9 protein-coding genes are annotated in these 13,971 nt (G+C 73.5%); 5 read left to right on the top strand and 4 right to left on the bottom strand.

Going from position 1 to position 13,971, the window contains the following annotated elements; all coding sequences use genetic code 11:
- Nucleotides 1-18 precede the first annotated feature (18 nt).
- The 3 genes from ACFYOH_RS11710 to ACFYOH_RS11700 are packed head-to-tail and all read left to right on the top strand — an operon-like array spanning nucleotide 19 to nucleotide 3,934.
- Complete coding sequence (locus ACFYOH_RS11710) at nucleotides 19-1,548, top strand: VWA domain-containing protein (RefSeq protein WP_388624066.1); 1,530 nt, start codon at nucleotides 19-21, stop codon at nucleotides 1,546-1,548.
- The gene (locus tag ACFYOH_RS11705; RefSeq protein WP_388624064.1) at nucleotides 1,545-2,636 is read left to right on the top strand and encodes a hypothetical protein; all 1,092 of its coding nucleotides are present in this window, start codon (nucleotides 1,545-1,547) and stop codon (nucleotides 2,634-2,636) included. The genes ACFYOH_RS11710 and ACFYOH_RS11705 overlap by 4 nt, the downstream gene beginning before the upstream one ends.
- A complete protein-coding gene (locus tag ACFYOH_RS11700) occupies nucleotides 2,633-3,934 on the top strand; it encodes an ABC transporter substrate-binding protein (protein WP_388624061.1) in 1,302 nt (433 codons plus the stop codon). Before ACFYOH_RS11705 ends, ACFYOH_RS11700 begins: the two co-directional genes overlap by 4 nt.
- A 443-nt stretch (nucleotides 3,935-4,377) precedes the next feature.
- Here ACFYOH_RS11700 and ACFYOH_RS11695 read toward each other — a convergent pair whose 3' ends face one another.
- From ACFYOH_RS11695 to ACFYOH_RS11685, 3 genes are all read right to left on the bottom strand, one after another.
- Nucleotides 4,378-5,169 carry a S1 family peptidase gene (locus ACFYOH_RS11695; protein ID WP_388624058.1) on the bottom strand — a complete coding sequence of 264 codons (792 nt, stop codon included), beginning with the start codon at nucleotides 5,167-5,169 and terminating at the stop codon, nucleotides 4,378-4,380.
- 203 nt (nucleotides 5,170-5,372) lie between these two features.
- Entirely contained in the window at nucleotides 5,373-8,192 is a 2,820-nt protein-coding gene (locus ACFYOH_RS11690) for an ATP-binding protein (protein ID WP_388624056.1), read from the bottom strand.
- A gap of 152 nt (nucleotides 8,193-8,344) precedes the next feature.
- Nucleotides 8,345-9,175, bottom strand: a complete 831-nt coding sequence (locus ACFYOH_RS11685; RefSeq protein ID WP_388624054.1) for a LuxR C-terminal-related transcriptional regulator — start codon at nucleotides 9,173-9,175, stop codon at nucleotides 8,345-8,347.
- Nucleotides 9,176-9,327: 152 nt separating this feature from the next.
- Here ACFYOH_RS11685 and ACFYOH_RS11680 point away from each other — a divergent pair, with 152 nt between their 5' ends.
- Together ACFYOH_RS11680 and ACFYOH_RS11675 are read left to right on the top strand one after the other, a co-directional pair.
- Nucleotides 9,328-11,001, top strand: a complete 1,674-nt coding sequence (locus ACFYOH_RS11680; protein WP_388624053.1) for an AMP-binding protein — start codon at nucleotides 9,328-9,330, stop codon at nucleotides 10,999-11,001.
- Nucleotides 10,998-12,590 carry an AMP-binding protein gene (locus ACFYOH_RS11675; RefSeq protein WP_388624051.1) on the top strand — a complete coding sequence of 531 codons (1,593 nt, stop codon included), beginning with the start codon at nucleotides 10,998-11,000 and terminating at the stop codon, nucleotides 12,588-12,590. Before ACFYOH_RS11680 ends, ACFYOH_RS11675 begins: the two co-directional genes overlap by 4 nt.
- A gap of 414 nt (nucleotides 12,591-13,004) precedes the next feature.
- Here ACFYOH_RS11675 and ACFYOH_RS11670 read toward each other — a convergent pair whose 3' ends face one another.
- Nucleotides 13,005-13,781, bottom strand: coding sequence for a hypothetical protein (locus ACFYOH_RS11670; protein ID WP_388624049.1), 777 nt, complete (start codon nucleotides 13,779-13,781; stop codon nucleotides 13,005-13,007).
- Between the last annotated feature and the right edge of the window lie 190 nt (nucleotides 13,782-13,971).

Genomic DNA, 13,971 nt, shown 5'->3' with positions numbered 1-13,971 from the left:
GCACCTGGGGGACACACGATGACCGAGGCAGGGGAGATCGCCGAGGAGATCGAGGTGACACTCGCGGTCGGTCAGCAGAAGGAACTGCCTGCCGCGCCCGCGCCCGGCCAGTCCGCCGACCGCGAGATGCACGCCATCCTGGAGATCGGTGTCCGCAGCCACGGCGGCCCCGGCGGCCCGGGATCCGGCCCCGCCCCCGCGCACGGGGCGGGCCCCGCGCTCGCCGAGGTGCTGATCGTCGACACGTCCCGCTCCATGCTCCACCCCGCCGCCAAACTGCACGCGGCGAAGGACGCCACCGCCGCGGCGGTCCGGCTGCTGCCCGACGGCACCGCATTCGCCGTGCTCTCCGGGCGGTTCGACGCCACCGTGGTCCATCCCGGCCCCGGCCGCGCCCCGATGGCCGTCGCCGGACCCGCCGAACGGGAGGCCGCCGAGCGGGCCGTACGGATCCTGGACGCGGACGGCGGCACCGCCCTCGGCACCTGGCTCGACCTCGCCCGGCGGCTGCTGAAGGAGCAGCCCGCCCCCGTCAAGCACGTCCTGCTCCTCACCGACGGGCGCAACGAGCACGACCACCGGGCCGCGATGTCGCTGGACACCGCCCTGGACGCCTGCGAGGGCCGGTTCGTCTGTGACGCCTGGGGCATCGGCGACGACTGGGACGCCGAGCTGCTGCTGCGCATCGCCCGGCGGCTGCACGGCCGCGCCGGAGCGGTCCGCGAGGAATCCGAACTTCCCGCCGCCTACGAGGAGCTGGTGACCGGACTGCTCGGCACCGCGATCCCCGAGCTGCGCATCAGGATCACCCCCACCCCCGGCACGGTGATCCGCCGGGTCAAGCAGGTGGTGCCCGGCGAGCAGGAACTGGCCGCCGTCCCGGCCGGCTCCGGCGGCCGCGGCGCCGAGTACGTCACCCGCGCCTGGGGCGACGAGACACGGCACTACCAGGTCGTCCTGACCGCCGACCCGGCCGGCCGCGAGACCGGCGAGGACCTTCAGCTCGCCGCTGTGGAGGTTGCCGTACCGCACTTCGGGCGCCCGGTACGGCTGCCCGCGCCGCGGCCCGTCCTGGTCCGCTGGACCGACAACCCGCTCGACGCCTCCCGGCAGCATCCCGGAGTCCGCCGGCACGAGCTGTACCAGCAGGCGAGCGCCGCCGTCGCGGGCGCCTACCGGGCCTGGCTGCGCGGCGCCGGCGGCCGGACCGAGGCGGACCGGCATCTGGCGCGCGCCCTGGCCCTCGCCGGTGAGCTGGGCGACGCCCAGTTCCTCGGCGCACTGCGGCGGATGGAGGAACCGGGCACCGGCCGGGTCCGGGCCGGCCTGAAGGACGTCGACTGGCAGCACCTGATCCTCTCCAGCGCCCTGACGACCCCGCCGCAGCCCCCCAGCCCCGGCCCGCCGGCCACGCCCCCACCCGGCACCGCCACGCCCCCGGACGCCGACGCCCTGGTCGAGTGCCCGCACTGCAGGTGGCTCGGCCCCGCCGACTCCGTCTACTGCGGGGGCGACTGCGGCCGCCGGCTGAGGGAGCCGACCTCATGACCCCCGGCAGGGGCGCGACGCCTTCCGGCGGCGAACCGGGTCACGACGCCGGCCTGCCCGCCGGTACGTCCCTTGCCACCCCGGACGGCCGACGCGCTCCGGCCGACCGACGCGCCCCCGCCGGAAGACCGGCCCGACTCCGCCACCGGCTGCTCCCTCCCGCTCGGCGTCCGGCGGGCGGCGGCAGTACGACCGCCCACGATCTCGCCGTACGCCACCGCCTGCTGCTGGCCCTGTCCGCGCTGCTGACGCTGTCGCTGTTCCTGTCCTACGAGGGCGTGCACGGTGACGCGAACCCGCTGCGCACCTCCAGCGCTCCGGCCGTGCTGTCCATCGACACCGCGCTGTACGCGCTCGGCCAGGCCCAGCAGGACGCCGGCGCGGCGGCACCGACCAGCGACTTCCAGAAGCAGATCTCGGTCGCCGCGCAGAGCCTCGCGGCCGCCGCCGCAGACGACGTCGGGGGGCCGGCGGGCCGACAGGCCCTGCAGACGGTCGCCGGACTGATCACGGTGTACGCCGTCAAGGTCCAGCAGGCCCAACTCCAGCCCGACGACAACGTGTTGCGCGAGGCCTACCTCAGCTACGCCACCAGCATCCTGACCGACAAGGGCTCCGGGATCCAGGCCCGGCTGACGGCTCTGCAACGGCAGCAGCGCGCTGCGGTGCACCGGCAGACCTCGTTCGGCCCGCTGCTGTGGCTCGGCTGGGGTACGACCCTGCTGCTGGCCCTCTCCCTCGGCGCGGCCCTGCTGGAGACCCAGCTGTTGCTGCGCCGGCGCTTCCGGCGCCGGTACAACCGCGGCCTCCTCGCGGCCGGCGCCCTGCTGGCCGCCGGGCTCGTCGCCACGCTGCTGTTCACGGTGTGGACGCACCAGGGGATGGCGCACACCCGCAAGCTGCTCGACCGCCCGCTGACCGGGCGGCTCATCACCGACGCCGGGCGGCACACCGCGTCGTACCTGGCGCACACCGGTTTCCGGGCTTCGGCCGCGGTGTGGATCCTGATAGGAGGCATCCTGCTCATGGCCCTCGCCGAGACGGGGCTGCGGCGGCACATCGACGACTACCGGTTCAGGCCCCGGTGAGCGCCCCGCAGGGCGGCGCCGCGACGCCCACCGCCTCCCGTGCCCGCCGCATCCGCACCCTGACCGTGCTGGCGAGCTGTCTGGTCCTGCTGGCGGCGGCCGTCGTGTTCGCCGTGCGCGCCCTCGGCCAGGAGCCGACCGTCACACTGCTCGCCAACTGGACCGGCACCGACGAGCGGAACTTCCGGGAGTCGGTGATCGAACCCTTCGAGCGCAAGTACCACATCCACGTCGACTACCAGGGCAGCTCTGCCGAGAGCCAGGTGCTCGGCGCCGACGTGGAGGCCGGGACGCCACCGGACGTGGTGGTGCTGACCGGTCCCGGTGAACTCGCCGACTACGCCGGGCGGGGACAGCTGAAACCCCTCGACGACCTCGTGCCCCGGGCGGGCTTCGGCGCGTCCTGGACCACGCCGCTGGACGGGCACGTCTACTGGTTCCCGCTCAAGGCCGACCTGAAGTCCGTCGTCTGGTACCCGGCGAGCACGAGCGAGCGGCAGCGCGCCGAGGCGGCGGGCAAGCCCGGCCAGTGGTGCGTCGGCATGGGCTCCGGGGCGACCAGCGGCTGGCCCGGCACGGACTGGGTCGAGGACATCCTGCTCCAGCAGTACGGCCCCGGCACGTATCAGCGCTGGGCGCGCGGCGAGCTGCCCTGGACGTCCAAGGAGGTGCGGTCGGCCTGGACCACCTGGGGGCGGCTGGTGGGGGCCGGCGGGGACCCCGAACTGGTCCGGCGCGTGCTGAAGACGCCGTACCAGGACGCGTCGAAACCGGTTACCACCAGCCCGCGCGGCTGCACGCTGGAGCACCAGGCGTCCTTCATCCGCAACGAGGACTCCTGGAAACGCGTGGACGGCCGTTACGAGCCCTCGGCCCGGCGGATCCCCGGTGCGCGGGCGAGCGACGCCTGGGAGGTCTCCGGGGACCTGGTCGCCCTGCTGCACGACACCCCGCAGGCCAAGACGCTGATCCGGCACCTCGCCTCGGCGGACGCCCAACGTGCCTGGAACGCCAGGGAATCCGGTTTCTCGGTCAGCCCCGGGGCGCAGCCGGCGCCCTCCGCCGCCGGCCCGGCCTGGCACCGCTCCCTCGCCGCGATCCTCCTCGACGGCCGGGCAGTGCACTGCTTCGACGCCTCCGACGCGATGCCGCCCTCGGTACGGGACGCGTTCGCGGAGGCCACGATCGAGTTCCTCGCCCACCCCGGCCATCTGAACACCCTGCTGGCCTCCCTGGACACCCTCACCCGCACCCAGGGCCTGACCTGGCTCCCCTCGGTCTGCGACCACACACCATGACCGACCCGGAGAGACCGCGGGTTCCCGTGCGGACCCCCCCGGAGGGCCGGCCGGGGACGGCGAGTACGCGGCCCGGCCCACGGTGGGGTGGGTGCGGCGCCCGGCGCTGAGCCAGGGCCGGCTTGTGGGTCGGCGTGGCGGGTACGGCGTTCGGGGGCTGGCGCCCGGCGGGGCTGGTACCGAGGGAGTCCAGGCATGCCGATCGTCACCATCCAGCAGGGCCCGCGCGATGCGGCATGGGCTCCGGGGCGACCAGCGGCCGGCCCGGCACCACGAGGTCCCGGCGGACAGCTGGGGCGCGGCCGGGAAGCTCACGGCCGACAAGTAGCCCCCGCGTTCCACGGGGGTGAACGTGGAGAGGGGGGCGCTGCGGGCCGCTCGTGGTGGCTCGCAGCGCCCCCCTGGCATCTACCTGAGGGGTGCTCAGGTGTCCTTCTTCCGGGTCACGAGTTGACCTGCGCGGTCACCAGGTCCGAGAAGGCGGTCAGCCGGGTGTACACACCCGGGTGACCCGCCTCCGCGCACCCCTCGCCCCAGGAAGTGATCCCTGCCAGGACGCCCCCGATGAGCAGGGGACCGCCGCTGTCGCCCTGGCAGGTGTCTACGCCGCCGGAGGAGTATCCGGCGCACACCATGTCGGACTGGACGAAGTCCGAACCGTAGGAGGAACGGCAGCTGGAGTCGGACACGACCGGGACGGTCGCGGTCCGCAGCTGGTTGGAGGGGCCGCCGATCTCCGAGGTGGTCCCCCAGCCGAGGATCCGGGCCGTGGTGCCGGCCGCGTACACGCCCGTCTGGGAGGAGGAGACGTACGACACCGGTTGGTACGGCATCGCCGTCGACAGGGTCAGTACGGCCACGTCGTGGCCGCCGGTGGCGTCCGTGTAGTCCGGGTTGACCCAGATCCTGCTGACGTTGCTGACCGTGCCGTCGGTGCCGTTGAGTTCGGTCCGGCCGCCGACCACACGGACGTTGCTCACCGGCTGGCCGGCCATGCAGTGCGCGGCCGTCACCACCTTCGTGGCGGACACCAGGGTGCCGCCGCAGAACAGGCCGCCGGACGCGTCGGTGATCTGCATGACGAACGGGTACGCCGCCGTCGACGTGGTCGTACCGCCGACGATGGGCTGGGGTGCGGCGCTCGCCGTGGGGGAGGCGAGCAGCGCGGTCACCGCGGCGGCGGCGCCGGCCACCAGGGTCGCGGCGGCCTGTCTTGCGCGTCTGGGCCCGAACATGAGTCTCCTGAGTGGGTTGCACCGGTGGGGGATCGCACGGGTGTGGGGTTTGCACGGGGGTCGCGGGACCGACCCCCGTATGCCCGGGCGAGCGGCACGCCCATTACGCTAGGACCCGGCACCCTCGGCTCCCAATGAGGGAACCCCCTAGGGGGTTGGGTGAGGGAAAACCCTCGGTCCGGTTCAGTTAACCGGCCGCGTTCTCACTTCGCGCGGCGAGCCGCCGCCAATCGGACGATATCCACCCGCGACCGGATCCCCAGCTTGCGGTAGACCCGGGTCAGGGTCGCCTCCACCGTCTTGACGCTGATGAACAGCCGGGCGGCGATCTCCCGGTTGGTGGCGCCCTCCATGACCAGCGCGGCGACCTGACGCTCCATCGCGGCCAGCACGTCCAGCGCGTCCAGGGCGCCCGGCACGGGACGCGCGGGTTCCGGCTCGGGGGCGGTGAGGGATTCGTCCACTTGGCGCAGCCAGGGCAGTGCCCGGCAGCGGCGGAACATCCGGGTGGCCTCGTCGTACGCCGCGGAGCCGGGGCCCCTGCCGCGCAGCCGGGCGAGGGCGAACGCGGCGCGCGCCTCCTCCAGCCCGTAGCCGAGTTTGCCGAGCCGGTCCTGAGCGGACGTCAGCTGGGCGATCGCCGCCTCCAGCTCGCCCCGGGCGGCCCGCACCAGGGCCTCGGAGCGGTCCAGGACGGCGAGGACGCTCTCCCGGCCGAGCCTCAGGGCGTGCTCGCGGCTCACGTCGATGACGTCCTGCGCCTCGGCCGGTTCACCGATCCGGACCAGCGCCTCGGCGAGATCGCCGTGCCAGCGGCCGCGCGCCGGGTCGGTGATGCCGAGCCCCAGCTCCAGGGTCCGCACCCGGCGCAGCGAGCGGACCGTGCCCGCCGGGTCCCCGGCCACCAGCTGGGCGTACCCGAGCGCGCCCAGGGCCCGGGAGAGGTACATCTGGTCGCCGTCCTCCTCGGCGTGCTCGACCGCCTCCCGGGCGAGGGCGAGGGCCCGGTCCACGTCGCCGCCGGAGGCCTCGGCGAGCGAGGTGAGCATCGCCGAGGCGGTCTCGCCGATCCCGGAGTCCCGGGCCAGCCGCAGGCTCTCGCGGGCCAGCTCCAGGGCGCGTCCGCAGTGCCCGGCGCGCAGCTCGGTCTCGGCGATGCCGCGCAGGAAGTGCACCTCGCTCTCCACCGAGCCGCGCCGGCGCACCTCCCGCAGCAGCGCGGTGACCGCCACCCGGGCCTCCGTCAGCTGGTCGCTCATCACCAGCCAGCGGAACCGGGCGCTGCCCGCCCCGTTGTGGTGCCAGGCCACCCTGGGGTCCTGAGGCTCCTTCAGGGCGCGTTTGATGGTCCGGGGCGCCTCCGGATGGCCCATCAGGGTCTCGGTCTGGGCCTGGAAGGCGAGGGAGAGCAGTTCGGTGCGCCGGTCCTTGCCGCGCGCGGCCAGCTCGGCGGCGTGCGCGGCGGCCTCGCGGGCCTCGGTGAAGTCACCCTCCACGATCAGCGCCCGCCAGGCCAGCTGATAGTGCACCAGGGCCAGCAGCCGGGGGTCGTCGCCGGCGTCGGCGAGAGCCTGCGGGAAGACGGCATCGACCTCGGCCATGGTGTGACCGGCGGTGTCGATGACGATGATCCAGGCCCGCACCCGTTCGGCGGGCACACTCGCCCGCGACAGCACCTCACGGGCGATGTCCCGGGCCAGGTCGATCTCGCCCGCGGTGATCGCGTCCTCGGCGGCCTGCAGCCGGCGCTCCTCCGGGCCGGGCGCCCCGTCGGCGGGGGTGTGCCGGGCGGCGAGCAGTCCTAGGTGGGCGGCGACCGAGGGGGCGCCGCGGTCCCGGGCGAGGGCGGCGGCCTCGGCGAGCCGGGCGGCGACGTCCGGGTCGGTGCCGGTGGTGGCCAGGGCCAGGTGCCGGGCCCGTTCGATCGGGTCGGAGGCGGCCGTGGACAGGGCCGCGTGCGCGGCACGCCGCTCGTGCGCGGGCGCCTCCGCGTACAGCGCGGCCGATATCAGCGGGTGTGCGAACCGTACGGCGGGGGCGTCGGGCTCGGTGGCCAGCAGCCCGAGTTCGGCGGCCTGGGCGCACTCGGCCTCGGCGTTCTCCCGGCCGGCGGCGTGCAGCAGTGCCGGGGTGGGGCGGGCGCCTGCGCTGGCCACCAGCAGGGTGCGGCGGGCCTCGACCGACAGCATGTCCAGGCGGCTGAGCACCAGGGCGCGCAGGCTGGTCGGCACCGGCAGCGGTTCGCCCGGCCGGGGCGGGGTGGGGCTGTCGGCGAGGGCGCGGCCGAGTTCCAGGGCGAACAGCGGATTGCCGCCGCTGGTGCGGTGGATCTCGCGGACGGTGGAGCGGGGCAGGCCGCCGTGGCCGCGGTGGTCGAGGAGCTGGGCGACCTGGGCGCGGGACAGCGGTCCGAGCCGGACCGCGAGGGTGCCGGGCGGGCAGGCGCGCAGATGCCGGTCGTACTCCTGGCTCTCCTGGCCCTCGGTGCGTACCGCGCACAGCAGCTGCACCGGGGTGCCCTCCAGCCGGCGGGCGGCGAAGCCGAGCAGTTCGGCGCTGGCCGGGTCCAGCCACTGCAGGTCGTCGGCGACGACGAGGACACCGCCGTGCGCGGCCAGTGCGCGCAGCGCGGAGAGCACCGCGAGGCGCAGGGCGAGTCCGTCGCGCTGGAGGCTGGACTCGCCGCGGCCGGTGAGCGCCGACTCCAGGGCGGTGCGCTGCGCGGCAGGCAGCCGGGGGGAGACGTCGTCGAGGACCAGGCCGAACAGGTCGGCGAGGGCCAGGAAGGGAAGATGGGATTCGGACTCGGTGGCGGAGCAGCGCAGGACGGTGCGGGCGGTGGCGCCGTATTCCTCGGCCAACTCCCGCAGGACGGTGGATTTCCCTATTCCCGCGGGACCGTGGAGCAGCACACTGCCGCCCGAGGCGAGTTGGTCCCGGGCGCCGGCGAGCAGGTCCTCGCGGCCGATGACCAGGTCGGGGCGGCACCTGGCAGGCTCCTGGAAGTCCCGTCGCACGGTCACCGCTCCCCTCGTGTGTCGTGTCCTGGCCAAATTCTAGGCAACGATCGCTGAAATTCGGACGGAAACCGTGGTGAGGGAAATAACAAATGATCAAGCATAACGAAATTCAAGACTGACCCGCTTGAATGGGCAGGTTTCCCAACGGTCCGCCGTCATGGCAGCAGCCCCGCCCTGCGGGCCGCGGTCACCGCCTCCCCCCGGGTGTGCGCGCCCAGCTTCCGCATCGCCGAGCGCAGATAGCCCTTCACCGTCTCCGCACGCAGTCCCAGCCGTTCGGCCACGGCCGCGTTGGTCGCCCCCGCCGCCACCCAGGACAGCACGTCCAGCTCGCGTGGCGCCAGGGCCACGCCGCCGGACCGTGCCGGCGCCGTCAGCATTCCGCAGGCCGCCAGCAGTTCGGCCCGCAGCTCCGGATCGGTGATCCGGGGGGCCAGGGCCCGCAGCGCCGCATGCGCCTCGCGCACCTGCTCCCAGGCGGCACCCTGGTCGCCCCCGGCGGGCTCCGGCCGGGCCGCCGCCAGCAGCCCGCGCGCCTCGTCCCGCACCACCAGCGCCTGCTCCACGTCCCGGGCGACGGTCATGGCCGCGCCCAGCGTGCGGTCACCCAGCGGCTGGGCCGTGCGCAGCGCGCCGTAGAGCACGCCGCGCACCCGGCGCCGTACCACCACCGGCACCGCGACGACCGAGCGGATGCCCTCCGCGGCCACCGGGACGTCGTACTCGTGGCTGATCTGCCGGGAGCTGGAGTAGTCCGTGACCGCGCACGGCCGGGCCAGCGCCACCGCCTTGCCGCCGAGTCCGTTTCCGGAGGTCACCGCGAGCGAGCGCAGGGCGGCCGTGGTCGTGCCGCTCAGCTCGCTGATCCGGATCTGCGGCCGGCCGGACTCGACCAGGCCGCCGAAGGCGACGGGAAGCCCCGTGGCACGCCGCAGCCGGACCAGTGCGCCGCCGATCTCCACCGTTCCCGCCGCGTCCGCCGTCACGTGTTCGCCCCTTCTGCCGTCCACACCCCCGTTCGGGGGTAGTGAGACCTGCATCACGGATTAGACGATGCCAGAGAGCCGCCCGGCAATGGTCCGGAACAGCGGGAGTGAGCCGCAGGCCCAGGGCGCGCCGGTGATGCGAGGAGTGTGTGATGACAACGGCGACCGAGTCGTTCCGGAAGGCCCGGGACTTTCTGCTGGCGCACCGAGAGGACTATGCCGCCGCCTACGACGGCTTCGTCTGGCCGCGGCCCGGGCAGTTCAACTGGGCGCTGGACTGGTTCGACGCGATCGCCGCCGACAACGACCGGACCGCGCTGCACATCGTCGAGGAGGACGGCGTCGAGACGCGACTGTCCTTCGCCGAGATGTCCGAGCGGTCCAACCGGGTCGCGAACCATCTGCGGGCGCGGGGTGTCGCCGCCGAGGACCGGATCCTGGTCATGCTCGGCAACCAGGCCGAGCTGTGGGAGACCGCCCTGGCCGCGATGAAGCTGCGCGCGGTGGTCATCCCCGCCACCCCGCTGCTCGGTCCGGCCGATCTGCGCGACCGCGTGGACCGGGGCCGGGTGAAGCACGTGATCGTACGGGCCGAGGACGCCGCGAAGTTCGCCGAGGTGCCCGGCGGATACACCCGGATCACGGTCGGCGGCCCGCCGCAGGAGGGCTGGGAGCCGTACGAGGACGCGTACACCGCCCCCGCCGAGTTCGTGCCCGACGGCCCCACCCTGGCCGACGACCCGCTGATGCTCTACTTCACCTCCGGCACGACCGCCCGCCCCAAGCTGGTCGAGCACACCCACACCTCGTACCCGATCGGGCATCTGGCCACCATGTACTGGATCGGCCTGAAACCCGGTGATGTGCATCTGAACATCTCCTCGCCGGGCTGGGCCAAGCACGCCTGGTCCAATCTGTTCGCGCCGTGGAACGCCGAGGCGACCGTCTTCCTCTTCAACTACACACGGTTCGACGCGGCCCGCCTGATGGCCGAGATGGACCGGGCCGAAGTCACCACCTTCTGCGCCCCGCCGACCGTGTGGCGCATGCTCATCCAGGCCGACCTGAGCCTCCTCGCCACCCCGCCCCGCGAGGTGGTGGCCGCCGGAGAGCCGCTCAACCCCGAGGTCATCGAACAGGTCCGGCGGGCCTGGGGCGTGACCATCCGGGACGGCTTCGGGCAGACCGAGACCGCGGTGCAGGTCTCCAACAGCCCCGGCCAGCCGCTGAAGACCGGTTCCATGGGCCGCCCGAGCCCCGGCTACCGCGTCGAGCTCCTCGACCCGGTCTCCGGTGCACCCGGCGCCACCGAGGGCGAGATCGCCCTCGACCTCTCCGAGCGCCCGGTCGGCCTGATGACCGGCTACCACGGCGACCCGGACCGCACGGCGGACGCCATGGCGGGCGGCTACTACCGCACCGGGGACATCGCCTCCCGTGACGAGGACGGCTATCTGACCTACGTCGGCCGCGCGGACGACGTCTTCAAGGCGTCCGACTACAAGATCAGCCCGTTCGAGCTGGAGAGCGCGCTGCTGGAGCACGAGGCGGTGGCCGAGGCCGCCGTGGTGCCCGCGCCGGACGAGCTGCGGCTCGCGGTGCCGAAGGCCTACGTCGTGCTCGCCGAAGGCTGGGAGCCCGGACCGGACACCGCGAAGGTTCTCTTCGAGCACTCCCGCCAGGTGCTCGCCCCCTACAAACGCATCCGCCGGCTGGAGTTCGGCGCGCTACCCAAGACCGTCTCCGGCAAGATCCGCCGGATCGAGCTGCGCGAGGCGACCGCCCAGGGCTCGGAGCACGAGTACCGCGAGGAGGACTTCCGGTGACCGCATCGCTGTCGTACACCCACGGAACCGGTTCCACCGCCCTGCTCGGGGACACCATCGGCGCCAACCTCGACCGCGCCGTGGCCGCCTGGCCGGACCGCGAGGCCCTGGTCGACGTGCCGTCGGGGCGGCGCTGGACGTACGCCGAATTCGGCGCGGCCGTCGAGGAGTTGGCCCAGGCGCTGATGGCGAGCGGAGTCGTCAAGGGCGACCGGGTGGGCATCTGGGCGGTCAACTGCCCGGAGTGGGTGTTGGTCCAGTACGCCACCGCCCGCATCGGCGCGATCATGGTGAACATCAACCCGGCCTACCGCACCCACGAGGTCGAGTACGTGCTCAACCAGGCCGGGATCTCCCTGCTGTTCGCCTCGCTGAGCCACAAGAGCAGCCACTACCACGCGATGGTCGAGGAGGTGCGCGGCCGGTGCCCGGCGCTGCGCGAGGTCGTGTACATCGGCGACCCGAGCTGGGAGGCGCTGCTCGGGCGGGGCACCGGTGACGCCCCGTACGCGGAACTGTCCTGCGACGACCCGATCAACATCCAGTACACCTCGGGGACCACCGGCTTCCCGAAGGGCGCCACCCTGTCCCACCACAACATCCTCAACAACGGTTACTTCGTGGGGGAGTTGATCGCCTACAGCGAGCAGGACAGAATCTGCATTCCCGTCCCGTTCTACCACTGTTTCGGCATGGTGATGGGCAACCTGGCGGCCACCTCGCACGGCGCCTGCATGGTCATCCCGGCCCCGTCCTTCGAGCCCAGGGCCACCCTGGAGGCCGTGCAGCAGGAGCGCTGTACGTCCCTGTACGGCGTGCCGACCATGTTCATAGCCGAGCTGAACCTCCCCGACTTCGCCACGTACGACCTCTCGACGCTGCGCACCGGCATCATGGCGGGCTCGCCGTGCCCGGTGGAGGTGATGAAGCGGGTCGTCGCCGAGATGCACATGGCGGAGGTCTCCATCTGCTACGGGATGACCGAGACGTCGCCGGTGTCCCTGCAGACCCGCCGGGACGACGACCTGGAGCACCGCACCGGCACCGTCGGCCGCGTGCTGCCGCACCTGGAGGTCAAGGTCGTCGACCCGGCCACCGGGGTCACCCAACCGCGCGGCACCGCAGGGGAGTTGTGCACCCGCGGCTACAGCGTGATGCTCGGCTACTGGAACGAGCCCGAGAAGACCGCCGAGGCCGTCGACGCGGGCCGCTGGATGCACACCGGGGACCTGGCGGTGATGCGCGAGGACGGGTACGTCGAGATCGTCGGCCGGATCAAGGACATGATCATCCGGGGCGGCGAGAACATCTACCCGCGCGAGATCGAGGAGTTCCTCTACGCCCACCCGAAGATCAGGGACGTCCAGGTCGTCGGAGTGCCGCACGGGACGTACGGCGAGGAGGTCCTGGCCTGTGTGATCCCGCACGACGCGACCGACCCGCTCAGCCTGGAGGAACTGCGCGCCTTCTGCCGGGGCCGGCTCGCGCACTACAAGATCCCCAGCCGGCTCCAGCTCCTCGACTCCTTCCCGATGACGGTGTCCGGAAAGGTGCGCAAGGTCGAACTGCGCGAGACGTACGGGGCGTGAGTCCCGCTCGGTACGGGCGGTGAGCCCGTCGCGGCACGACCGGTGAGCCCGTCTCCGCCGCACGGCGGAGGCGGGTTCCCCGTGCAGCCGGACGCGGCCGGCCGGCCCCGCGGGACGGCATCGGGCCTGTCGAGAAGGGCCCGCTTGCGAAGGGGCCCCTCCCATGGCCACGGCCGCGCCCGCCACCACCCGCCCCGCCCCCGGACCGCACCGCAGGTCCCCCGCTGGGCCCGGTGGGCCGCCGCTGCTGCCGTCCCCGCGGCCGTCGTGCCCGCCGGACTCGGTGCGCCGGCCTGCTCGGTCCACGGGGTGCTGTTCGTGCGGACGACCCTGCGCGCGGATGGACATCACCCCGTGGGGGGCAATGGTGCTGAACGCTTGCTGTCCGCCGTTGTTCGGCGCCGGCACCCTGTACTACTGCAGGCGCCGCCGCGTCCATGGCCGACCGCCCGGCGCGCCCGCCTCGTTCAGGGCGTCGGCCGCGTCGTTCACCGGCTGCGGGACGCCCGCGAGGTCCAGGGCGAAGAGGGGGATGCCCAGGGTGTTCGCACGGGCCCGGGCGTCGTCGGTGTAGCCCGCGAGGGAGAAGTACACACAGTCCGCGGACTCCGTCATCGCCGTCAGCCACAGGCATTCCACGTCCCGCGGCGCCGCCGGGCGCACGGTCGGGTCCACCTGGGCGAGGAGTCCGTGCGCGGCGAGCCCGATGCCGTTCGGGGGCCGCTGTTCGGCGCGGCGGAGGTCCCGGTAACCGAGCCAGCGCAGATAGAGCGCGGCGGCGGTGACGGCGTCGCAGGCGGTGCGGATGGCGCGCGGCTGGAAGGCGGGGCGGTGGGCGGGGGATCCCGGCTGGGCCACCGCCGACCGCCTACCGCTGTCCGACGGGGCTCTGCCGGCCGCCGCTGACGGCATGCCGCGGTCCGCCGGAGGCGTCGTCCCCACCGGGATGCGCAGGACCGTGCCGCAGGTACAGCCCAGTTCCGGGCGCGGCCACTGATTGCTGCGCCCGCAAACGGCGCACGGCACGGAGATCCACTCATCGTCCCAGGCCCGGTGGGCCGCCACGGCCGGTTCGGCGGCCGGATCCAGCCGCGGCGCGGTGGGCGCGCCGCATGCGCACGGATACGACGGCGCGGTGTAGACGTGCTCGCGCCGGCAGGCCGGGCAGCGCACCGGCACGCTCTCGGGCATGGCCCACCCCCAGGCGTCACGTCGGAACCGTCGCGTCGGGACAGCGGCTCCCATGGTCCTCCTCTCCCGCCCCGCCTGTCCGGCTCTTGCCATGTCTCGCCCTCTCTTGACGACACTTGGCGCGCACTTCTACATTGATTCCAGATAGTAGAAGTTAAGTTCCGTGATACGGAAATAGGCTCGCGGAACT

Origin of the sequence: Streptomyces sp. NPDC007856 (assembly GCF_042868225.1) — a bacterium.
In the GTDB taxonomy this organism is placed as follows: domain Bacteria; phylum Actinomycetota; class Actinomycetes; order Streptomycetales; family Streptomycetaceae; genus Streptomyces.
The sequence above is the reverse complement of the archived record's forward strand: the minus strand, read 5'-3'. Positions and strand labels throughout refer to the sequence as shown.

Bases quoted from the DNA above. Each gene is read 5' to 3' on its own strand.
- ACFYOH_RS11710 (WP_388624066.1), top strand. From the start codon at position 19: ATGACCGAGGCAGGGGAGATCGCCGAGGAGATCGAGGTGACACTCGCG.
- ACFYOH_RS11705 (WP_388624064.1), top strand. From the start codon at position 1,545: ATGACCCCCGGCAGGGGCGCGACGCCTTCCGGCGGCGAACCGGGTCAC.
- ACFYOH_RS11695 (WP_388624058.1), bottom strand. From the start codon at position 5,169: ATGTTCGGGCCCAGACGCGCAAGACAGGCCGCCGCGACCCTGGTGGCC.
- ACFYOH_RS11680 (WP_388624053.1), top strand. From the start codon at position 9,328: ATGACAACGGCGACCGAGTCGTTCCGGAAGGCCCGGGACTTTCTGCTG.
- ACFYOH_RS11670 (WP_388624049.1), bottom strand. From the start codon at position 13,781: ATGCCCGAGAGCGTGCCGGTGCGCTGCCCGGCCTGCCGGCGCGAGCAC.